At 27.8% G+C, this 22759-nt stretch carries 26 protein-coding genes and 1 tRNA gene; 6 read left to right on the forward strand and 21 right to left on the reverse strand.

The window, feature by feature from the left end; all coding sequences use genetic code 11:
- Positions 1 to 70 precede the first annotated feature (70 nt).
- The 14 genes from AVANS14531_RS00755 to AVANS14531_RS00820 are packed head-to-tail and all read right to left on the reverse strand — an operon-like array spanning position 71 to position 9980.
- Positions 71 to 1315, reverse strand: coding sequence for a homoserine dehydrogenase (locus tag AVANS14531_RS00755; protein WP_336610955.1), 1245 nt, complete (start codon positions 1313 to 1315; stop codon positions 71 to 73).
- The gene (locus AVANS14531_RS00760) at positions 1315 to 2109 is read right to left on the reverse strand and encodes a hypothetical protein (RefSeq protein ID WP_336610956.1); all 795 of its coding nucleotides are present in this window, start codon (positions 2107 to 2109) and stop codon (positions 1315 to 1317) included. The genes AVANS14531_RS00755 and AVANS14531_RS00760 overlap by 1 nt, the downstream gene beginning before the upstream one ends.
- Positions 2109 to 3068, reverse strand: a complete 960-nt coding sequence (locus AVANS14531_RS00765) for a hypothetical protein (RefSeq protein WP_336610957.1) — start codon at positions 3066 to 3068, stop codon at positions 2109 to 2111. The genes AVANS14531_RS00760 and AVANS14531_RS00765 overlap by 1 nt, the downstream gene beginning before the upstream one ends.
- Entirely contained in the window at positions 3061 to 3747 is a 687-nt protein-coding gene (gene rlmB, locus AVANS14531_RS00770) for a 23S rRNA (guanosine(2251)-2'-O)-methyltransferase RlmB (RefSeq protein ID WP_336610958.1), read from the reverse strand. The genes AVANS14531_RS00765 and rlmB overlap by 8 nt, the downstream gene beginning before the upstream one ends.
- On the reverse strand, positions 3744 to 4559 hold the full coding sequence (gene rsmI, locus AVANS14531_RS00775) for a 16S rRNA (cytidine(1402)-2'-O)-methyltransferase (RefSeq protein ID WP_336610959.1): 816 nt from the start codon (positions 4557 to 4559) through the stop codon (positions 3744 to 3746). Before rsmI ends, rlmB begins: the two co-directional genes overlap by 4 nt.
- Positions 4559 to 4759, reverse strand: coding sequence for a 50S ribosomal protein L31 (rpmE, locus tag AVANS14531_RS00780; protein WP_239817328.1), 201 nt, complete (start codon positions 4757 to 4759; stop codon positions 4559 to 4561). Before rpmE ends, rsmI begins: the two co-directional genes overlap by 1 nt.
- 57 nt (positions 4760 to 4816) lie before the next feature.
- Positions 4817 to 5476 (reverse strand): 16S rRNA (uracil(1498)-N(3))-methyltransferase, encoded by a 660-nt coding sequence (locus AVANS14531_RS00785; protein WP_336610960.1) that lies wholly within the window; start codon positions 5474 to 5476, stop codon positions 4817 to 4819.
- Complete coding sequence (locus tag AVANS14531_RS00790) at positions 5460 to 5843, reverse strand: hypothetical protein (RefSeq protein ID WP_336610961.1); 384 nt, start codon at positions 5841 to 5843, stop codon at positions 5460 to 5462. Before AVANS14531_RS00790 ends, AVANS14531_RS00785 begins: the two co-directional genes overlap by 17 nt.
- Complete coding sequence (locus tag AVANS14531_RS00795; RefSeq protein ID WP_336610962.1) at positions 5843 to 6421, reverse strand: 6-pyruvoyl trahydropterin synthase family protein; 579 nt, start codon at positions 6419 to 6421, stop codon at positions 5843 to 5845. The genes AVANS14531_RS00790 and AVANS14531_RS00795 overlap by 1 nt, the downstream gene beginning before the upstream one ends.
- Positions 6418 to 7149, reverse strand: a complete 732-nt coding sequence (locus tag AVANS14531_RS00800) for a 7-carboxy-7-deazaguanine synthase QueE (protein WP_239817332.1) — start codon at positions 7147 to 7149, stop codon at positions 6418 to 6420. Before AVANS14531_RS00800 ends, AVANS14531_RS00795 begins: the two co-directional genes overlap by 4 nt.
- A complete protein-coding gene (gene moaA, locus AVANS14531_RS00805) occupies positions 7149 to 8117 on the reverse strand; it encodes a GTP 3',8-cyclase MoaA (RefSeq protein ID WP_239817333.1) in 969 nt (322 codons plus the stop codon). The genes AVANS14531_RS00800 and moaA overlap by 1 nt, the downstream gene beginning before the upstream one ends.
- Before the next feature lie 9 nt (positions 8118 to 8126).
- Positions 8127 to 8639 (reverse strand): helix-turn-helix domain-containing protein, encoded by a 513-nt coding sequence (locus tag AVANS14531_RS00810; protein WP_336610963.1) that lies wholly within the window; start codon positions 8637 to 8639, stop codon positions 8127 to 8129.
- Positions 8629 to 9117 (reverse strand): hypothetical protein, encoded by a 489-nt coding sequence (locus AVANS14531_RS00815; protein ID WP_239817335.1) that lies wholly within the window; start codon positions 9115 to 9117, stop codon positions 8629 to 8631. Before AVANS14531_RS00815 ends, AVANS14531_RS00810 begins: the two co-directional genes overlap by 11 nt.
- Positions 9117 to 9980: a UbiA-like polyprenyltransferase gene (locus AVANS14531_RS00820; RefSeq protein WP_336610964.1), complete on the reverse strand. Its 864-nt coding sequence runs from the start codon at positions 9978 to 9980 to the stop codon at positions 9117 to 9119. Before AVANS14531_RS00820 ends, AVANS14531_RS00815 begins: the two co-directional genes overlap by 1 nt.
- Before the next feature lie 52 nt (positions 9981 to 10032).
- Between AVANS14531_RS00820 and miaA the strand changes: the two genes are divergently transcribed.
- Positions 10033 to 10905, forward strand: coding sequence for a tRNA (adenosine(37)-N6)-dimethylallyltransferase MiaA (gene miaA, locus AVANS14531_RS00825; RefSeq protein ID WP_336610965.1), 873 nt, complete (start codon positions 10033 to 10035; stop codon positions 10903 to 10905).
- A gap of 6 nt (positions 10906 to 10911) precedes the next feature.
- Here the strand turns inward: miaA and AVANS14531_RS00830 are convergent, their stop codons facing one another.
- The 7 genes from AVANS14531_RS00830 to AVANS14531_RS00860 form a co-directional block, all read right to left on the reverse strand.
- Positions 10912 to 12312: an SLC13 family permease gene (locus tag AVANS14531_RS00830; RefSeq protein WP_336610966.1), complete on the reverse strand. Its 1401-nt coding sequence runs from the start codon at positions 12310 to 12312 to the stop codon at positions 10912 to 10914.
- Between the two features lie 267 nt (positions 12313 to 12579).
- A complete protein-coding gene (locus AVANS14531_RS00835; RefSeq protein ID WP_336610967.1) occupies positions 12580 to 13902 on the reverse strand; it encodes an SH3 domain-containing protein in 1323 nt (440 codons plus the stop codon).
- A complete protein-coding gene (locus tag AVANS14531_RS00840; RefSeq protein WP_239817340.1) occupies positions 13899 to 15176 on the reverse strand; it encodes a M99 family carboxypeptidase catalytic domain-containing protein in 1278 nt (425 codons plus the stop codon). Before AVANS14531_RS00840 ends, AVANS14531_RS00835 begins: the two co-directional genes overlap by 4 nt.
- Positions 15169 to 16242, reverse strand: a complete 1074-nt coding sequence (locus AVANS14531_RS00845) for a 1-deoxy-D-xylulose-5-phosphate reductoisomerase (protein ID WP_336610968.1) — start codon at positions 16240 to 16242, stop codon at positions 15169 to 15171. The genes AVANS14531_RS00840 and AVANS14531_RS00845 overlap by 8 nt, the downstream gene beginning before the upstream one ends.
- Entirely contained in the window at positions 16239 to 16964 is a 726-nt protein-coding gene (locus AVANS14531_RS00850; RefSeq protein WP_239817342.1) for a phosphatidate cytidylyltransferase, read from the reverse strand. Before AVANS14531_RS00850 ends, AVANS14531_RS00845 begins: the two co-directional genes overlap by 4 nt.
- A gap of 10 nt (positions 16965 to 16974) precedes the next feature.
- Positions 16975 to 17286: a hypothetical protein gene (locus AVANS14531_RS00855; RefSeq protein WP_239817343.1), complete on the reverse strand. Its 312-nt coding sequence runs from the start codon at positions 17284 to 17286 to the stop codon at positions 16975 to 16977.
- Positions 17283 to 18563 (reverse strand): NFACT RNA binding domain-containing protein, encoded by a 1281-nt coding sequence (locus tag AVANS14531_RS00860; protein WP_336610969.1) that lies wholly within the window; start codon positions 18561 to 18563, stop codon positions 17283 to 17285. The genes AVANS14531_RS00855 and AVANS14531_RS00860 overlap by 4 nt, the downstream gene beginning before the upstream one ends.
- Before the next feature lie 61 nt (positions 18564 to 18624).
- Here AVANS14531_RS00860 and AVANS14531_RS00865 point away from each other — a divergent pair, with 61 nt between their 5' ends.
- From AVANS14531_RS00865 to AVANS14531_RS00885, 5 genes are all read left to right on the forward strand, one after another.
- Positions 18625 to 19878: a 3-isopropylmalate dehydratase large subunit gene (locus AVANS14531_RS00865; RefSeq protein WP_336610970.1), complete on the forward strand. Its 1254-nt coding sequence runs from the start codon at positions 18625 to 18627 to the stop codon at positions 19876 to 19878.
- On the forward strand, positions 19868 to 20449 hold the full coding sequence (locus AVANS14531_RS00870; RefSeq protein WP_336610971.1) for a molybdenum cofactor guanylyltransferase: 582 nt from the start codon (positions 19868 to 19870) through the stop codon (positions 20447 to 20449). Before AVANS14531_RS00865 ends, AVANS14531_RS00870 begins: the two co-directional genes overlap by 11 nt.
- 31 nt (positions 20450 to 20480) lie before the next feature.
- Positions 20481 to 20579: transfer RNA gene (locus AVANS14531_RS00875), tRNA-Sec, on the forward strand.
- 42 nt (positions 20580 to 20621) lie between these two features.
- Positions 20622 to 21686 (forward strand): GGDEF domain-containing protein, encoded by a 1065-nt coding sequence (locus AVANS14531_RS00880; protein ID WP_239817347.1) that lies wholly within the window; start codon positions 20622 to 20624, stop codon positions 21684 to 21686.
- Position 21687: 1 nt separating this feature from the next.
- Positions 21688 to 22758, forward strand: coding sequence for a GGDEF domain-containing protein (locus AVANS14531_RS00885; RefSeq protein WP_336610972.1), 1071 nt, complete (start codon positions 21688 to 21690; stop codon positions 22756 to 22758).
- Position 22759: the final 1 nt, after the last annotated feature.

The following is a 22759-nucleotide window of genomic DNA, read 5'->3' on the forward strand; positions in this document are numbered from 1 at the left end:
TTTTAACCATTTTAAAAATGGGATAAAAATTATCTTTTATAAATAATATTCCAAATTATTAAATGAATTATTATTCTTCAATTCTAATTAAATTAATTTCACCTTTTACAAATTCTTGAGTTTGTAACTCGCTTAGCAATTTAGTAATTTTTGCTTCATTTGCAATATGTGTTGTTATAAAAATCGTTCTTGTTTGATTTTTTGATGGGCGTTGCATTAGGCTATCTATGCTAATTTCGTTATTACTCATAAAGCTTGTAATTTTGTTTAAAACACCTATTTTATCATCTACGCAAAGTCTTAGGTAGTATTTTGAACTTATATCATTAATACTTACAAGGTTTACTTTTGGCAATTCATTGTAGCCTAACATTTTGCGAGTTTTATTATCAGCAATTTGCATTAAATCGCTTAAAACCGCACTAGCAGTCTCAAGACTACCAGCACCTGCTCCATAATATAAACTCTCACCTAAAGCGTTGTCATTTAGTAAAATTGCGTTCATAGAATTATTTACACTTGCTAAAATATGATTTTTGTCTATTAAAGTAGGATGAACTCTTATTTCTACTTTATCTTCGTTTTGCTTTGCGATTGCTAAAAGCTTAATTCCGAATTCAAATTCCTTTGCAAAATAAAAATCATCATTGCTAATCTTATCAATTCCTTGAACCAAAATATCTTCAGGCTTAACATTAATCCCATAAGCTAAACTTGCTAAAATCGTAAGCTTATGGGCTGCATCCATTCCATTAATATCAAGCGAAGGATTTGCTTCAGCATAGCCTAATTCTTGAGCTTGTTTTAAGGCTATTTCATAGCTTATCCCTTCATTTTGCATTTTTGTTAGAATATAATTTGATGTGCCGTTTAAAATACCTTTTATACAATTAAATTTATTAGCACTCAAACCTTCTTTAATAATCTTAATAATAGGCACTCCACCAGCAACACTAGCTTCATAACCAAAGTATTGATTTGGCTTTAGTATTTTTTCAATATCGTAACGATAATAAGCTAGTAAGGCTTTATTTGCCGTAATTACATGCTTATCTTTAGCTAAAGCTTGTTTTATACACTCATAAGCAAATGTTGTCCCGCCCATTAACTCGCAAACTACATCAACATCGCTATTTAAAATATCTTCAAAATTATTTGTTTGTTTATAAGGACAATTATTTTTATGTGTTCTTGAATAAACTAAAGATATTTCTATATCTTTTCCAAGGCGTTTTTTTATTAATTCCTTGTTTGTTTCTATTAATTTTGCTACCCCACTAGCAACCGTTCCAAATCCTAATAATGCTATTTTCATTACATTCCTTTTATATTTAATCCTAGCTTAATATTTTCTAAGGTAAATGCATCTCCTACAATTATATAAGCACACATTTTTGGCACTGCAAGATTTAATTCTTTAAATGATTTATCACTTTTATAAGTTGAAATTAAATTAAGATTTTTATCTAAAAATTCAATTTTTGGATACCAAATATTATTTAGATTTCTATCAATAATAAGCTTTGAAACATTGTTAATCTTTATAAAATAAGAATCAAGCGGCTTGCTAAGTTCTAATAAACTTCCACTATTTAGCATAAAATCTGCTTGAATACTTGCTCTACTAAAGTCTAATTCATAGCTAAATTCATTGCCATTTCTTTTAGCATCTACTATATAAACACCTGTTTTTCTTAAAGCTTCATATAAAGAACCTGGGTCTATGCTAAATTTTGAATTAATAGTAAAAGCAACGCTCATTTCATCGTTGTTTTTTGAGTATTCGCTTATTAAATAATAATTAATTCCGATTTGCTCATAAGCAAGAGTTATTGCTTTTAAAAATATTCCAGCTTTTGCCTTTGCTTTAAATTTTACTTGCATATTTAAAGCATCGTTATATGCGTAAGTAAGTAATGAATTCATTTTTAAAACTTGCGTAATTGCCTTAATATTTGGCATTCCACCTTGCATATAAGAACCACTTGGAAATAATAATCTAAGCTTAGCATCTTTTGAGCTATCATTTACTAATTTAGAAGCTATTTCATAAGATGAACTTGCATATATTAAAGAGCTAAATACTAATAAAGATAATAATTTTTTCATCATTTCGCCTTGTCTAATTTAGAATATTCTTTTTGTGTTATAAATTTAACTTTTCCATCTTTAAATAATATATATCTTGGGTCGCTATTTTTAGGAAGTTCTACATTCGTTTCGTTTAAAGATAGTGAAAATAAATTATTTCCTACGAAAATCAAAGAATCTTGATTAAAGCTTACATTTTTTGTAACCATATAATTTTTGGTTTCTTTTGTTTTAAGATTTTTTACACTAACCCATGCTTTAGTGCTTGGAGTAAGTAATAATTTGTTTTCTTTTTTTACTTCTACCTTTACTTCTTCTTTAATTTCTTCTTTTGGTTTTGGGGTATCTTTGAGTTCTTTAATTTCTATATTTTCTTGAACTTCTTCTTTTATAGGTTTAATAATTTCTTGCTTATTTTCTTCTACTTCTTTTACTTCTTGTTTGATTTCTTCTTTTACTTCTTGAGCTTGTTTGATTTCTTTTATAGGTTCTTTTATGATTTCTTTTATAGGCTCTTTTTTAATCTCTTCTAAAGGTATTATTATTTCTTCTTTTACTTCTTCTTTTACAAGTTGTTGCGGAGTTTCTTTTACTTCTTCGGTGTCTTCATTATAATAATTAAAATAATAAAAAGCCCCTGCAATTACAACAATCGTAGCTATACTAAGATAGATAAAATAAGCTAAATTACTGCTTGATTCATTACCTGAATTATAGCCCATTACCTTTGGCTTTACTTTTAAAGAATTCTTAGTATTTGTAAGGTTATTGCTTTTGTATTCATTATATTCTTGTAGCCATTCGCTAAAGTCTATATTATACTCACGCTCTAAGATTTTAATATTCATAGCCACATTAACATTACTTAAACTCTCATAATCTTTATTAATAATAGCCTTTATTCTAGCTTCATCTAAATGTGTTTTTGAGGCAATTTCTTTTACCGAAAAACTTTTTAAATAATCTAAATTATTCATTCATTATCCTATCTCCTAAAATAGCAAAAGCATTGCTAACATTTAGGCTATCAAAATTATTCTTCATTGTAATTTTTACTTCTAAATCACAAGCTCTTATTATCTTAGCACTTAAGCCTTTTCCTTCACTTCCCATAATTAAAGCTGATTTAGAAGCAAAAGTTATTTTATTATGCTCTTTTGCATTTTCTGAATGATTTGCTGCATAAAAATTAAAACCAATTTGCTTAAACTCATTAATCAAGCTTAAAATATCTTTAGTTTGAGTAAATTTCATCTCAAGCAAAGCACCTGCACTAGCTCTCATAACAGCTTCAAGATTAACATTATTTCCTGAATGAATTATCCCATCAAAGCCTAAAGCATAAGCACTTCTAGTAATTGAGCCTATATTTCCTACATCGCTTAACTCATGTAAGATTACAATTTTTTGCATATTTTTAAAATCTTTAATATTAGCTAATTCATACTCGCTAACTTTTGCTAAAAAACCTTGATGATTTCCACCCTTAGCCATTGCTTGAGCTTTTATAAAATCAAGTTTTGTGATTTTTTTACCTATTTTATTAATATCTTTAAAAGTTTGTTTATCTAAATCTTTTGCTAAATATATTTCTTCTATTTTTTCTGGTGCTTTGCTAAGATAGTGCATAAACACTTGTTTGCCATAAATTATCATTTTTCTTCACTTTTTAATAAATTTTCATAATTTTGTTTTGGGCTAAGTCCGTTTAATTTACTAAGTAATTTTGACTTATCCTTTAAAGAAATATTAAGGCTTAAAATATCTTCGCTTGAGATATTAGAATTTGAATTAGGAATTTGATTATTAATTACTACTACCCATTCGCCTTTTAAATTCTCATTTTTTAGCAATTTAGCTAAATTTTTTGCCTTGTCTTTGTATGTTTTTTCATACATTTTTGATATTTCTTTAATTAAAAATATTTCCTTATCTTCATCAATTTTAGCAATATCTTGTATCAAATCCATAATTCTTGTAGGTGCTTCATATAAAATAGTAGGATAAGCTTGATTTAGTGCATTTTCTATTTGTGCTTGACGATTTTTTTTGATATTTAAAAATCCTAAAAATATAAACTCTTTATCGCTAAATCCACTAGCTACAAGTGCTGTAATAGCAGCATTTGCACCTGGCATTACACAATATTTTATATCATTTTCTTGAGCATATTTTACTAACGAAATTCCAGGATCACTTATACAAGGCATTCCTGCATCACTTAAAAAAGCTATATTTTTTGAAAAATCAATATTTGAAAAATCAAATTCTTTTTCATTATGTGAATGTAATGATATGTAGTTTTTACTTCCAAAATCTATATTATATTTAGCACTAAGTAAGTTAATTAAAGCCTTACAAACTCGCACATCTTCGCAAAAAATCAACTCACAAACTTGTAAGACTTCTAAAGCACGATATGAGATATCGCCTAGATTTCCTATTGGTGTAGGAACGAAATAAAGCATTATTGCATTTGATATTTTTTCTTAAATTTCTCAACTCTACCTGCAGCATCTACGATTTTTTCACTACCTGTGAAAAATGGATGGCAATTTGAACAAATATCTACTCTTAATTCTTCTTTATTTGATTTAGTAACAAAAGTATTTCCACAAGCACAAACTACGGTGCAATTTTTATAATCTGGGTGAATGTCTTTTTTCATAATATTTCCTTTTTTGCGTAAATAAAAACGCAGATTGTATCTTAAATTACATTAAATCTACATTAAAATTTTTGCACTTATGCCAATTACTGCGGTTTTTGCCTTTAAAATATTTGATATTTTTAATCCTTGAGTTTTGAATAATTTTCTTTCTTTTTCGCTAAATCCGCCTTCAGGGCCTATTACATATAAACAATCTTTATTAAATTCACATAAGTCGTTTTTATTAAAATCAATCAAAATAAAATCTTTATATAGTTTTGCAAGCTCACTTAAGCTATTTAAAATAGTAATTTTTAAAATATCGGCTCTTGCACATTGTGAGCTTGAATTATGCAAAATCTTTTCAAGCTTTGCTAATTTTTTCTCATCAAATTTATAAGATTTTTGAGAAAAATCTGTATAAACTAAAAATAATTCTTCAAGCCCTAATTCATTTAAATAAGGAGCAATTTCTAAAATACTATCTATTTCTATCATTGCAAGGGCTAATCTTAATCCGCTTTTATTTGTTTTAAATTCAAAAGTATTTTTAAGACTTAATCTAATATCATTTCTTTGCATAAATACGATTTCGTATTCGTGTAATAGTCCATCTAATTTACTTAATTTTACGATATCTCCTAAGCTTTGTCTTCTTGCCTTAAAATGAGCTACTAATTCACTATCAAGCCTAATTTCGCTTTCACCTGCGTCTTTATTAAAATAATAAAACATTAAAAAGCCCCATCATAATAAGTAATTTTGCTAGTTCTAAAAACAAGCTTAGTTTTTTAAATTTCGTATATTCTTTACTTCTTCTATATTTTTTAAACTTAATAAATTGAAAGATAGAAATTGCAAGAATTAAAATTAATCCAAACAACATTAAAAATCTAAAATCATTAAAGCCTTTCATTGCTTCAAGCAAAATCCCTGTAAAAAACACACAAGCAATTATGGTGTAATATGCTGGTAGTAGCACTCTAATTCTAAAAATATATTTATGAATGTCTTTAAGATATTGCGAAAAAACAAAATATAAAATTTCTAAAAACACTAAAATATAGACAAAAAACAAATGTATGCTAATAAAATCGCTCATTAAACTTCCTTAGGATTTATAAAAATTTCATTATTTTTTATTTTTTCTAATAATCTAGGGTCGCTAAAATCATCTAAAATAGCTTGTGAGAATGTGATTTTAGAAATATCAATTATAGGCAAATCATTATAAAACGCATCTTCGTATTCGCATTCAGCCCAGCCTGTTCTAGTCTCATTTAGCTTGATTTTATCAACTTTTACGCTTTCATTATTATGCATTTGGGTGTTTTTTAAAATAATTGAAATTAATATAAAAAATACTATGCTTAAATTTTCTGCACTGATATTGCAAGGTAGTTCTATCCATCTTGCTGAATGTTTTTTAATATCTTCTAAATATTCTTTATCATCATCTATATAAAGGCAAGTGCTATGATCAAAAGCATCTATGATTTGCTTAATATTTCCTTTTAAAAGCCCGAAATCATAGACCATTCCAGCCTTATCAAGTGTATTTGCCTTTAATACTAATTCAAGTTTATATGAATGTCCGTGAATGCTAGTTTTGCACCTTTTTGAGCTACAAAATCTAACTATATGAGCGTTTTCAAACTCAAATAATTTTCCTATTCTCATACACCCTCCAAATCATCATAAATTCTAATATGCACCCTATCGGTATAATTAAAACCATTATTAATTGCATATTCTAAAACGCTTTTTGCATTCATACTTAATTCTTTATTAGTTGAGCCTTTTGGCATTAAATAAAAATCATTATTAGAATAATCTTTTCTTAAAGCAAGTAATTCGCTAGTATCATTTAAATCAAACTTATCTAAAACTATTTTAAAAAATGCTCCTTTTGAATTGTTTATAATTGAATTAATTGCTTCGTGATTAATTCTTTTGTTTTTTGGCATTTTGCTATTTTCAAGCTTTACACCCATTGCAAAATAGCACTTTTTGTAAAAATCATAATTTTTTAGTTTTATACTAGCATTTGTTTCAAACTGAACCAAATAATCATTATTCGTTAAATACTCTAAAAGCTCTATAAATTCAGGCTCTTCTTGATGAATTAAAGGCTCTCCACCTGTAATTACTATCATAGGTTTATGCTTAAATGAGCTTAATTTATCTTTTAAAATTCCTATTTCAAATTCTTTGTATTCATCGCTAAAATCTGCTGTATAAACAGCTCTTAAAGTATCACAACCTATAAATTCTTTATTATTCTTACTTTTTTTAACACCAAAACCAAAGCAAGAGAAATTACAACCCGCAAAACGAATAAAATAAGCCAATTTTCCAGCAAAAATTCCCTCACCTTGAATACTCAAAAACTCTTCAACCAGCTTCATCATCCACCCGTTTGCGAAAACGACCTAGCTGAACTTTTATTATCATCTTCGCCCCATTTATTCTTCTCAGGTTTGTTTTCTAAAACCGTATTTAAAATACTTAAAGCCTTATTAATATCCTTATCTCTTAAAGCTTTTTTAATACTCATAGCCTCATCAAAATAAAGGCAAGGTATTAAAAATCCTTCAGCACTAAGTCTTAAGCGATTGCAACTTTCACAAAAATCATGCTTATGTGGATTAATCACACCAAAAACATAATCAAGCTCGTTAATTTTAAATAAACTTGCAGGTGAATTTGGCTCTTTTTCTAAAGCTGTGATTTCATATTTTTCCTTTACTTTACCTAAAATCTCAGCTTCTCTTAAGCCTTTTAATTGTCCGTAAGCGTGTTCGTTTTCCATAAATTCAATAAATCTTATTTGGATATTTCTTTGCTTTGCAAAAAGTATTAAATCACATAATTCATCTTCATTAATGCCTTTTAAAGGAACACAATTTACCTTTACTTTTAGCCCTACCCTTAAGGCTTCTTCAATGCCTTCTAAAACTTCTTTTAATATATCTTTTTGAGAAATTAACTTAGCCCTACTAGGCACTAAAGTATCTAAAGAAACATTAATTCTTACAAGTCCAGCAGCTTTTAGTTTAGCAGCTTGTTCTTTTAATAAATAGCCATTTGTAGTAAGTGCTAAATCTAAATCACTTTTATAATCAATTAGCATTTTTATAAATTTATCCAAATCTGCTCTTACAAGTGGCTCTCCACCTGTTAAACGGATTTTATCCACGCCTTTATCCATACATAATTTTGCAAATAAAAACAATTCTTCATAACTTAATAAATTTTCTTTTGGCACATGATTAAAAGGAACTTTTGGCATACAATATAAACACCTAAAATTACACCTTTGAGTAAGTGAAATTCTTAAATAATTTATTCTTCTTCCATACGAATCTATTAACATTTTTAAACCTTATAAACTTTTTAAAATTATATTAATTACTTGCGGACTTTTATTTAAAAGACTTGCGATTTCATCAACACTTTTGCCATCGCCATAAAGCTTTAAAATCTGCATTCTAGTAGAATCATCATCAGGTTTTAGTCTAGAGATTGGCTCGGTTGCTAATTCTAAATTAGCAATTCTGCTATCTTGACTTTTGGTTACTTCTTGAATACTTTCTTGAATAATGCCTAAATCACTATTTAATTCGTTAATTCTTTCATCAATAATAGAATGTATTAAAAACTCGCAATTTTGCATAATATTATCATTAAATTCGTTTTGTTTTGAATGATTTATTTCAGCGATTTTCATCTTTTCAATAACTTGCTCTAGCCTATGAATTGATTTGTAATTTTCATCAATAGCCTTTAAAACCCCATCTAATTTATCATTTAAATCTCTTGATGTAAGCCTTACATACAAAAACATCAAAATAATAAAAATTATAAAAACAATATAAATTATTAAATCAATCCCCATTTTTTTCCTTTTTAATATGAATTAGATTTCTTTGAGTATCTGCTACGAAAATATTTAAACCTTCTTGATCATATCTTTTCATTTGTGTGATTTTGAAAGTATCTTCGCTAATAGCCTTGAGCCAACAAGATATGGTTCTATCTACTAAAACAAGCCTTGCATAATAGCTTTGATTAACTTCTAAAACGCCATCAACTCTAATAAAATCATAATTAATTGCATTAGCAAATGTTTCATCACTAAGAGTTATTAATTCATCTTTTTTAAGGTTTTTAAGCTCTAAAATATCCCTTTTAATATCACAAAGCATTTCAAAAAACAATTTATCTTCAGGATACATATCCATTTTAGAAGCTCTGTGTCTATAATCTTGCAAAGATTTATGATAATTCATAGCGTTATATTCTTGTAAAAATTTATCGCTTAATTCATCACATTTTTCATATTCAATCTTAAATCTTGTTTCATACATAATCATTAGCTAACCTTTAAATCAATTATAAAAAATACTAAGAATAATATACTAATAAAAGCATTAATATCAAAAAAAGCTCTTTCAATATTTTTTGTATTTTTTCTTACAATAATATGCTCTAAAATAAGCATAAGCCCTACAATAATTAAGCCTAAATATGCATAAAATCCAACATTTACACTAGCTAAAAATACTAGCCAAAACAAAAACGCAATTAAATGAAAAATAGCAGCGATAAATAATGTAGCCTTTTCTCCAAAACATGATGGAATTGAAAATAATTCTTGATTTTTATCAAATTCTAAATCTTGTAAAGCATACAAACAATCAAATCCAGCAGTCCAAAAACAAACAGCAAAACATAAAGCTATAGAATAAGAGCTAACACTATTAGTAAGAACAATTTCTCCAGCAATACAAGCAAAACCTAACGATAAGCCTAAAATTATATGAGCTAGATATGAAAAGCGTTTAAATAAAGAATAAGAACCAAGTAAAATAAGTGTAAAAAAGCTAAGATAAAAGCACAATTCATTTATAAAATATGCTAATAGAACAAAAATACAAGCATTAGCAATTATAAATAAAGCTAAATTAAATCTACCTACCCTACCATCTACGCTAGGACGATTTTTTGTCCTTTCATTTAAGATATCAATATCTGCATCAAGCAAGCGATTTAACGCCATTGCATAATTTCTTGCACTAACAGCACAAAGAAGAGCCAAAATAAACTTAAGCCAAATATCATTAAAGCTTAAATCATATAATTTTATAGCACTAAGCATTGAAACTAATAAAAACGGCAAAGCAAAAATGCTATGCTTAAATACAATTAATTCTAAAATATTTTTTAACTTTTGCATAACTATCCTTTATGCTAGTTTATAATATTTTAATTAAGATTTAAGGATAAAAATGAAAAAAATAGCCCTAATAGGAACAACAGCAAGTGGCAAAACAGCCTTGGCTCATAAGCTTGCTCTAAAGCATAATGCAGTGATTTTAAGTCTTGATAGCTTATGTTTATATAAAGAGCTAAATATTATAAATGCTAAGCCTGATAATGCTATGCTTAATGAAGTTAAATATTTTGGAATAAATCTAATTAGCGTTAAAGATGATTATAATGTAGGGCTTTATTTTGATGAATACAAAAATGCTTTAAATTATGCAAAAAAATATGAAAAAAATCTAATAATAGTAGGTGGAAGTGGATTTTATCTAAGCGCTTTAACTAATGGTTTAAGCCCTAAAATTGATGATATTAAGCATAATTTAAGCCTTGATGAAATCTATAATCTAATGCAAAGTATTGATAAAGATAGCAAAATCGCAGCTAATGATAAGTATCGATTAAATAAATGGTATAGCATTTATTTAACTACAAATGAAATCCCTAGTCTTTGGCTTAAAAATAACACTCAAGAGCCTTTAATAAAGGATATTTTAATTTATGATATTTTATGGGACAAAGAAGAATTAAACAAAAGAATAGAGCTAAGAACTAAGCAAATGCTAGAACTTAATGCCTTTAATGAAGTGATAAATCAATATAAATTACATGGATATACAAAAGCCTTACAATCAATTGGAGCAAAAGAAATAATAGATTGCTATGAAGGAAGAATTAAAAAAGAAGAATTAGAAGAATTAATTACAATTCATACAAGACAACTTGCTAAAAGACAACGCACATTTAATAAGAAATTTAACGCTCATACCTTTGAAATCTCAACGGAATTTGAATTAGGAATTTGCTTTGATAAATTAAGCGAGATTTTGAAATAATCTCGCTTAAAAATAAAAATATACAAACAATGAAATAATAATAACACAGCCTATATTTAAATATCCACCCGCCTTTATCATATCTTTTTGTCTTATATGTCCTGTTCCAAAAACAATAGCATTTGGCGGTGTTGCAACTGGTAACATAAAAGCACAGCTTGCACCAACTCCTATTACCATAACTAAGATTTCTTTAGGCATTCCCATATTACTAGCAATGGTCGCAAATACAGGAACTAATAAAGCCGCTGAAGCAGTATTGCTTGTAAATTCAGTAAGAATTATTATGAAAGTACAAACTACAAAAATAATTCCTAAAGTAGAAAAATCTCCAAATATTCTTGCAACTTCTTTACCTAAAATAAGTGAAGCGCCTGAATCTTTAAGAATTGAGCTAAGTGCTAAACCACCGCCAAATAATATTAAAACTCCCCAATCAGTTCCTTTTGAGATTTGCTCCCAAGTTGCAAGATGAAGCACCACAATAACAGCAGTTGCACTAAGAGCAATCAAAGCATCAGAAAAGGGAATGCCTGTTAGTTTGCTAAGTGGTTTGCTAAAAATCCACGCAAGTGCAGTTACGCTAAATAATATCAAAGTTGCAACTCTTGGCCTTGTCCAAGGGATTTCTTCTATTTGCATATTAATTTTTTGTGATAAATTAGGACGAAATACAAAATAAAGAACAATAATCATTAAAGGTAAAATCATTAGCATTAAAGGTGTTCCTATTTTCATCCAAGATGCAAAATCAAGCCCTAAAGCCTGAGAAGCGATTGCATTAGGTGGTGAGCCAACGATAGTTCCAAGCCCTCCAATGCTAGCAGAATACGCAACGCATAAAAGTGCAAAAACAAAGGTATTTCTATCCTTTTTAGGGTCAAGCTCGCTTAAAATACCCATTACAAGTGGTAACATCATAGCTGCTGTTGCTGTATTTGATATCCACATTGAAAGGGCTGCAGTTGCAATACATATTGCAATTATAGCTACTCCTAAATGAGATTTAGAAAGCGATAAAATCTTCATAGCAATTTTTTTATCAATGCTTTGCATATGAAGTGCAGTTGCTAGTGCAAAACCACCAAAAAATAAAAATATAGTAGGATCAGAAAAATTAGCCAAAGCTTGTTTGATACTAAAAGCAGAAAAGCTCCCATCAGCATTGCTTTTACCTACCCCGATAAAAATAGCAATAACAGGAACTAAAATAGCCGTCATAGAAATATGAATAGCCTCACTAAACCACATAATCGCTACAAAAAGTAACAAAGCTAAACCTTTGTTTGCATTTGTATCATAAGGTAACAAATAATACAAAGCAACGCTTGAAACAATTGCAATAGCGATAATTAGCCAAGATTTAAGCCTTTTGGCTCTATCATCTACAAACAATTCTTCTTGCATAAAACCCTCCTTAATTGATTTACATCAATAAATTATCAAAAAATATAAAAGAAATTTTGATGGAGTTTTAAATATCATAAAAATTACAAAAAAAGTATTACTTAAAGTTACAAGTTATTAAAATAATACAAATAGTTACAAATTAGTTTAAAAATCATTTGATAAAAACCAAAGAATTTGAAATAGGAATTTGCTTTTAACTTATTTAAAAGAAGTTTAAATTCCTAATTCAAATTCTTTAGAATTTTAGCCCTAAATTAAGATAAATCATTCTTCTATGTAGCTAATCTCATCTATAAAAAGATTTCTAATGCCATAAATTTTACTTAATATAACATCGCTATTTTTAACGCTTTTTAGATTGCTTCCTGCATCTATTGTAGTGATTGCAACTTTGCCTACAACGATTCTGCTTTCTTTACCACTATTATAATTTTTAATACCCCATAGATTATGCAAGATATACATTTTATCATTAAACTCACCAAGATATAAAACAATATGACCTTTAAGAGCTAGCAAACTTGCAAAAGGAATTGCGTGTGTTTTTATGTATTTATATTTTTCTTTATTGTTTAATTTGCCTATGTTTATGAAATTTGACCTATTTAAATAGTCTTTTTGCATTATTTGATCTTGCGAATTTCTTTTTAAATATATACCAAAACTTCCAAAAACATCTTTTAAAAACGCCGAGCAATCTCTATTGCCATTCATTCCGCCCCAGCCATAATTTTGACCTATTAATTCATTAGCAATATTTTTTAAATCCTTGCTTGAAAAACTTGAACCTAGCTTAAAAAAATCTTCTTTATTAACCTTAATTTCTACTAATTTTGCTTGATTATTTATGCCTTTTTTAAATGCTTTTATAGTGTAATAATTAGCACTTTCTTTACTAAGCGCTAAAAGCATTCCTATTCTTGCGTATTCAACAAAATCATTGTTTTTATCAATTAAAGGGATTTTATCTTTTTTAGGGCTTATGTAACCAATTGAGCTTTTTAAAGCATTTAAATCATCATCACTAATAAAAGCGATATTTTTATCTTCAACAAAGCCAACTATAAAACTATTATAAATAAAACTCCAGCCAAAATCTTTGCTAAAATGACTAATCTTAACAGGCGTATAGGCATAAATGAAAGAATTTTGTAAATAATCAAACGGATAGCCTTCACCTGCAAGATTTGGATTTTTAAACCTTGGCTTTTTAGTTGGCAATAGCCTTACATTGCTTGAATGTATGATGATTGCGTTTTTAAAAACCGAATTCAAATTCTTAAAATCAGCATTGTTAATTAACTGCTTTAAAAACTCTTTATCATAAGGTTGATAATTTTCTGAATATGATTTTTCATTTAGTAAATTATTTGCAAATTCGTTCATATTGATATTAGTCTTTTCATCGCTCCACGCACTAAAAAAGTTATTTAAATAATCATCTTTTAGCTTAGCAGAAATATCATCATTAATATAAAAATCCTTACTCTCATAATCGCTTAAATCTTGCGATGGCAAGATAAAATCATCATTATAAGCACAAGATGAAAAGAATAAAATAAAAAGAAAAAATATATAATTTTTCATATAAACTTAACTAATATTGCTCCTATAAATTTGTTTTCTTCATAAGCTTCAATTCTATAAATCTTTGCTGCTTTATCTACCGAATACTGCTTTTGCATATTTTTAAGCTCAAGCTTTATATTATCTTCACTGCCCTTACCATTAAAACCTATGATATTAATTCTTACATTTTCTTGTTTTTTTACTAAAAAGTCTTTTTTTACTTCAATTAATTTAGCAAATTCAGTGCTTATTTCTTTTCCATCTACAACTAAATCTAATTTATTTATAATATCGCTATATTCAACATTTTTTTCTAAATACAATTTAGTTTGAAATCTGTTTCCATATTGCACTACATAGCCATTATCATTTTTACTTTTAAAAATAGCTGTTAATTCATTACTTGCCTTGTAATTAAAAGGTAGCTTTATAGGAACGAAATTTATTCTATCTCTTGGCTTTTGCAAACTTAGTAAAAAGCGATTTTCTAAATTAATCAAAATCGGTTTTTCAATTGCATTTCTTACTTCTTTTGGATTTAGCTCAAAACTACGCTCAAACTCAATTCCAGCAGCTTCTAAATAGCTTTCAATCGCAAGTAAATGATAATAAACTCTTTCATGGGTTAAAAGATTTTTACTAGCTTCATTTGCATAAGCTGCTTTTCCTTGAGTAATAGCATAATAAGTAAGGCTTTTTAGCATTTCTTCATCGCCTTTTGCTGTGTTTGTATTTTTTAAATGATAGCTGTGAAGTTTATGAAGTAGTTTTTTATTTATACTCTCACATGCCTTATCAGCAATTTCATTTAAATTACCATATTTAGCATCAATTACTTCTTGATCTATTATGCAAGAATTTCCCCATTTTTTAGGGTTTTTATCTTTGTTTATATAATGTGGAGAATAATAGCCACTACCATCATGAAGATTTATGATTAGCTTTATTTCTGGCATTGTGATTATTTTTTTGATTAATGCAACGGTGTAATAATCAGGATCATTTTCGCTAAGTTCAGCAAATTTGCGATTTAAGTCTCCAAATTCTCCACGACTTCTAGCAATAATAGAATCAAATGCTAGATTTGGCACTACAATTACTTTTCCTTTTTTAATTTTATAATCAGTTAAAAGCAAGCTTGCAGCATGAAATCCCCCTGGCTCATCTCCTTGTATTCCACCAAAGATTAAAACCGTATTATCACAAACCTTATCGCACTCTCCAAGAGTATTTATAGTAAAATTAAGTGCAAATAAATTTATACTTAAAAAGACTAAAAAAATCCTAAGCATTCACAAACTCTCTTGTTAATTTATCTAAGCTAAATACATCATCAATAGTATTTATTTTAGCGTCGCTAAATTTATCAAGAGCTTTAAATACTGCATTACTAATATCATAGAATTTACATTCATCTTTTAAATATTTATAAACAAATTCTTCATTAGCAGCATTTATAATCACTCCTAAATCAGGATTATTCAATAAATCATTTTTTAGTTTAAAAATAGGATATTTATTAGGATTTATTTCAAAAAATTCTAATTTTGCTAATTTTAAAATATCAATATATTCACAAGCTTGAAATTCACTTTCTCCTAAAAGTGCATTTGCAATGCTAAGCTTCATATCAGGCACACTAAAATAAGCACTCATAGCACCATTTACACTTTCACAAAATGCGTGAATGCTTGAGCTTGGCTCAATTATTGCATCTAATTCTATATTTGGATATAAATGTTTAGCTTCTACTAATTCATAAAGCTTATTTGTCATTGTTGCACTATCAATAGTAATTTTTGCTCCCATATCCCAATTAGGATGCTTTAAGGCTTCATTTGCTTTTAGATTTGCAACTTCATTATATTTAAAAAACGCTCCACCACTAGCTGTAATAGTAAGCTTTTTAGGGTGTTTTACGCCCCTTAAAAGTGCTGCTAATGCACTATGTTCGCTATCAATAGGAGAAATACTAAGACAATCTAAAAACTTACCTGCTACAACCAAGCTTTCTTTATTTGCTAGGAATAATTTTTTATCTAATTCTTGAGTTTTTAAAGATATTTTTAGCCCTGCAAAGCCTACAATTGCATTAATAATTCCATCGCTTTTTAAATCTTCCATAACAAATAAAGCATCTTTGATTGAATATTTATTAGAATGATTTACCTTATCTAATATCTCATCACTTGCTAAAACTATTTTTGGATTAAACATTTTTATTTGTTCGTTTAATAATTCATAGTTTTTATAAGCACTTATACATTCAAGCTTAATATCTGCTTGTTTGATGATTTTTAAGGCATTTACTCCGATTGAGCCTGTTGAGCCAAAAAGACTTACGATTTCTGGTTTCATAATATCACCACCATTATAATACTTGCAAAAATTAAAGCATCAACTCTATCTAAAACCCCACCATGACCAGGGAAAAGCTCTCCACTATCTTTTACTCCTGCAAGGCGTTTTAAGTAGCTTTCAAATAAATCGCCAAACACAGCAAAAAATGCCATTAAAAATGTAACAAATAAGCTTTCTAAAACTCCTAAATTAATCACAAAATATGAATAAATTGAAGAAACAATAGTGCTAATTAAAACCCCACCTACAACACCTTCTAAGGTCTTTTTAGGAGAGCTTGGGCTAAAGCTAGTTTTTCCATATTTTTTACCTACAAAATATGCAAAACTATCACATAATACAACACTTAAAAGTAATAATATAAAACCACTTAATCCAAATCTTAAATAACATTCAAATATAAACGCAATCCCTAAACTAGCATATAAAAAAGGTAAAAGCGCTTTTAAATCTTTTTGCTTATACGCTATGTAAGATGCAAAAACAATAATTGCAAATATCATTGACATTACAGGCGTTTGAGTAAATATACTCATGATTAAACCAAAAGCTAAAACCAAATAATTAGCTTCAGTTTTAAATAATTTACAAGCTTCTAAATAACCAATAACACTAGCTAATAAAAACACAATTAGCCATAAATAATATGAATTAATAGCAAGAAAAATTATTGCAAAAATTGCAAAAATTAAACCTGTTTTTACTTTTTCATTAAGCATTTAAACTCCTTTAAACCAACTTATCAAATATTTTATTTTCTTTAATTTCTTCTTCGCAATCTTCATCTTCTTCTATTTCTATGCCGAAAAAATTAGCTTTTTTATGCTCTTTTTTAGGGCGTTCTTGAAAAGATTTTTCTTCATCTAAATCAGTGCTAGTTTTTGCACTTTCGCTACTTTCTTCTATCACTTTTACTTCAGGAGTAACCAAAGTTATTTGCTCATCTGCAAACATTTTTGCGTTATGTTTTGCTAGATTATCAATCGCTACGCCTTGATTTTGATTTATATAATTTATATTTCCTATACCACTAACACTCATAAAAAAACCTTTATAGTATCGTAATTAACGTAATTTACGTAAGCTTTTTCAATAATTTTTACATTTGCTCTTTTTGTAAAATCTACTAAAAAATTACCATCTTTTTTACCTGAATAACAAGCACAAAGACTTGCTGCATGATAAATTAAATCTATATCGTAATTTTTTTTGTTACTTGAGATTATTACATGTGAGCCTTTTAAATCCTTTAAATGAAACCACAAATCATCTTTTTTGCTATTTTTTAGCAAATATTCATTTGCGTTTTCATTAAGCCCAACGCTTATTTTATAATCATTTACATAAAAATTAAGAACATTTGGATTTTGCTCATTTTTACCTTTTTTATTTTGCTTAGCAAAAAGTGAGCGTAAAAATACCTCATCTTTAGTGCAAATTATTGCTTGAAGTTGATTTTGCAAAATCTCTATTTTTTCATTTAAATTATCTTTTTCTATGCTTATGTTTTTTGCTTTTTGGCTTAATTTTTTAGCGTTTTTATAAATATTATTTAGCTCGTATCTAGCTGAATTTATTAAATTATATTTGTAAATTCCTATTTCAAATTCTCTTTCGTAATCTTTGATTTTATATAGATTTTCTTTTAAAGCATCGCCTTTTGCGTATTCGTATTTTGCTTTTTGCTCTAAAATTTCTTCATCTTCTAAAGAAGAAATTAATATTTGCAATTTTTCTATTTTTTTATTTATTTCTAAGATTTTTTGAGCTTTTAGTGAGTTTAATTTCTCATTTTGAAGTTTATTAAAAATATTTGCAAAATATTCTTGAAAATCAATAATTTTTATATTTTTTTCAGTGATTTTTGTAGGTTCTAAATCAATATAAGGCTCATTTTGTAAAATATCTCTAAGATTATTTTTACCATATCTTAAAGCACTTATTATGTTTCTTTTATCATCTAAAATTAGTGCGTTTGTAAATTTGCCAGAAAACTCAAGCACCAAATAAAACTCTAATCTTTTATAAGCATGTGCTAAAGCTAGTTTAAATTCTAAAATTCTATTATTAGTAGGCACATTTATATCTAAAATAGCAGCATTAAAAAGCATTTTTTTAAGCTGTAAATCAAAGGGGCTATTATAATCTTTAGCATATAAATTACCACTATAAATCGCACTTTTGCCTTTTGTTAAATCAAAATATAATTTTTCTTTAAACTCAATGCATAAACAATTATCATTAATTCTATAAGCACGATTTATTTTTTTATACTGCTTTAAATAGTCCTTAATTTGCACTAAATCATAATAATTCATTTTTAATCCTTTTTTTAATTTTAACGGCTAAAATTAATAAAACTAGAAAAAAGGGAAAATTATGACTTTAACAGAACAAATATTTGCTCATCACATAGGTCGTGATGTAAAAGCAGGAGAAATAATTGATTGTCCGATTGATATGGTAATAGGAAACGATATTACAACTCCAATTTCAATCAAACAATTTAAAAAGAGTGGTGCTACAAAATTAGCTAATCCTGACGGCTTTGCAATAGTGCTAGATCACTACATTCCTGCTAAAGACATCTTGAGTGCAAATCAAGCAAAAATTAGTAGAGATTTTGCAAAAGAACATAATTTAAAATATCTTTTTGATGAAAAAAATATGGGAATTGAGCACGCACTTTTACCTGAAAATGGACTTATTAGCCCAGGTGATGTAATAATCGGAGCAGATAGCCATACCTGTACGCATGGAGCTTTAGGAGCATTTGCTACTGGAATGGGAAGTACTGATTTAGCATACGCAATGATAACTGGTAAAAACTGGTTTAAAGTGCCAAGCGCAATTAAAGTTCAATTTCGTGGGAAATTAAAGCCTTGGGTATATGGAAAAGACTTAATATTAGAAATTATTAGAATTTTAGGCGTTGATGGAGCGCTTTATAAATCATTAGAATTTTTTGGCATTGAAGAGCTTGATATGGATAGCCGCTTTAGCTTATGCAATATGGCTATTGAAGCAGGTGCAAAGAATGGAATATGTGCTGTTGATGATACTACAAGAGAGTTTTTAAACTCAGTTCCGTTAAAAAGAAAGGGTGTAGAATTTAGCCATTTACCTAATGCTGTTTATGAAAGAGTAATTGAAATTGATTTAGATAAACTTGATCCTGTGGTAGCTTACCCATTCTTACCAAGTAATGGAAAAAGTATCAAACAAGCTGTAAGTGAAAAGGTAAAAATTGATCAAGCATTCGTAGGCTCATGCACAAATGGAAGGCTAAATGATTTAAGAATTGCAGCAAATATTTTAAAGGGTAAAAAAGTTCATAGCGATGTTAGAATGATTATAACTCCAGCAACAACCAAAATTGCTTTACAAGCTCAAAAAGAAGGCTTAATGAATATATTTGCTGAAGCAGGTGCAGTAGTTAGTAATCCAACTTGTGGTGCATGTTTAGGCGGATATATGGGGATTTTAGCTGATGGTGAGCGTTGTATATCTACTACAAATAGAAATTTCGTAGGTCGTATGGGTGCAAGAACTTCTGAAGTTTATCTTGCAAATAGTGCAATAGCAGCCGCAAGTGCAATCAAAGGCTATATCTGTTCTCCTGATGAGCTTTAAAAATAGTGTTTGCTTAATTTTAGGCGGTGGAAAATCAAGCCGAATGGGACAAGATAAGGCTAATTTACGCTTTAATTATAAAAAGCGTGAAATTAGCCTAATTAATTATTTATATGAAAAATTAAATCCTTTGTTTAATGAAATTTATTTTTGCGCTAAAACTAAGCCAAATGATTTAAAATGCAAGTTTTTAAAAGATGAATATGAATACTTTCATCCTATCAATGGTTTAAAGACTTTTGCAAAAAATGAAATTCCTAATTCAAATTCCTTTTTCATAATCGCAGTAGATTTTGTAAATATTAAAAAAAGTGCTATAAAAAGGCTTTATTACAAGCATAAAAAACGCAAAACCTCAGTGGTTGCAAAAAGCATTAAAACTCACTTTTTATGTGGATTTTATAAAAAAAGTGATTTTATATATTTAAACGAATTTGATGAAAATTGCAAGATAAAGGATTTTTTTAATAAAACTGAGGCTAACACTTTAAGTTTTAAAAATGATGAAACTTTTTTAAATATGAATACAAAAAGCGATTTTCAAAAGTTCTTAAAAAGTAATAAATATTAAACAAAATATGGTATAAATAAGCCTTTTTTCGTGGAGAGTTTGGCCTACTGGTGTAGCCCTAAGACTTCAAATCTTGTGGTGGGATAGTTGACTATTCTGCGGGGGGTTCGATTCCCTCACTCTCTAGCCAGTGTAATATATAGTTAAATTTAAGAATTTAAAGTAGGAAAAATTGAGTAAAGTAAGAATTGTTAATAATTTTGAATACATAATCAAAGCTACGGTAATAATAATATGCCTTGTGCATGTTATATATATGATTAGCTTTAGCTTAACAGGTCTTTATTTTTTATTACCTGTTGTTACTGCTCAATTATTTATTTCAATAATAGTTGCTTATTTTGTATTTTGTAAAAATAAAGGCATAGGATTAGCAGTATTTTACGCTCATTTTGATATTTTATTTTCTTGTTGTTATTGCACTTTTATGCTTGGTTGGGGATATGGCTTTACTATGATTATAGTGCTTTTACTATCCTTAGCATACTTACAAAATTTTAACACTTTTTTAGTTCCAATAGGTATTTGTTTAGTTGAAGCTACTGCGTTTTTTGTTATGTTATATCTTACAAAAGATACGCCAAACTATCCAAATCCTTTTATGCCTTATATAAATATTGCAAACTTTTTATTCATGGTAGTAACTCTACTTGCTTATATCTGGCTAAACGATAGAGAAAATTCAAAGATAATCAAACAGCTAGACGATAGAAAAGAATATCTACAATATAAAGCAGAAAACGATTATCTAACAACTCTTTTAAATCGTCGTGCGATGAATGATATTTTAGATGAGAAATTAGAGAATTTAAAAGAGAAAACAATCAATTCTTTATCGGTTGCAATAGGTGATTTGGATAACTTCAAACATTTAAATGATACTTATGGCCATAATTTTGGAGATTTAGTATTAAAAAAAGTTTCACAAGTATTTAAAAAAGAATACGATTTAAATCCAAATATTTTCGTAGCTCGTTGGGGTGGAGAAGAATTTTTAATTTTATTTATTGATTATTCTTATGATGAAACTTATGCTTTATTAGAAAATATTAGAAAAATAATAGAAAAATTAGAAATAAAAGATGAATTAAATAGCACAAATGTAAGTATTTCCATGGGATTTAGCTATTCAAACAATGTTTATAATAAAGATTTATTGATTACAAAAGCAGATTCAGCACTATATATAGCTAAAGATTCGGGTAAAAATAGAGTAAAATCGGTAAAGTTAGGTTAATATGAATAGTATCTTAAGTAGCGAAGACATCGTAATTGCAAGCAAAATAGGAAAATATATACTAGCAATATTTTCTCTTTTATATTTAACATTATCTGCATTTTTTGCTTACACAGGACATACATTTCCTATGTATATCAATTTATTTTTGGCATTTATATATATATGCTTTTTTATAAGACAAAAAACAATAGGATTAAATAGTATCGCGTATGTAGTTCATTGTGTATGTGTTATATATTCAGTATTTATGGTCTATTATTTTGGTTGGAGCTTTGGAGCACAATATTATCTAATTCCTTGCATAGCCTTTTGTTATGTAGGAAAATTTGATAATAAGATTACAATTTATTCAATAGCTATTTTAGAGAGTATTATTTTTGAATTACTATATTTTTTCATGGAAGTTCAACATTTTTCATTATCTAATGAACTCGTTATATATGGCAAAAATATAAATGGAGTTTTTTATATCATACATAGTTTTGTAGCTTGTGTTACAATAATTTTGGTAATGTATTTTGTAAAAGTTAAAGCCTATAAAACAATAGAATTAAAAGAAAATATAAATGAAGCATTAAGCATAAACGCATCAACTGATCCTTTAACGTATTTATTAAATCGTTGGGCTTTTATGGAAAAAGTCCATTTGATTAAATATAAAAAACCTTTTCATTTTGCAATCATTGATATAGATTTTTTTAAAAAAGTAAATGATACCTACGGACATAGCGTAGGAGATGAAGTATTAAGAGTAACTGCTAGCTGTATTAAGTCAAATTTTAGTAAATACACAGATATGATAGCTAGATGGGGCGGAGAAGAGTTTTTAATATTTGCATTAGGTTGCTCTAATGAAGAATTTTATGAAGCTTGCAACAAATTTAGACTTGATTTAAATAATTCTAAATTTTGCGGTGGTGATTTTAAGGTGAGTGCAAGTATAGGATGTTTGCATATAGACAATGATTTTTCTTATGTTGATTTTGACAAATATATTAAAGAAGTAGATGATTTATTATATAAAGCAAAAAATTCTGGAAGAAATAGAATAGTATCAAAAAGCACTTAAC

This window comes from Campylobacter sp. Cr9 (genome assembly GCF_020138295.1).
In the GTDB taxonomy this organism is placed as follows: domain Bacteria; phylum Campylobacterota; class Campylobacteria; order Campylobacterales; family Campylobacteraceae; genus Campylobacter_E.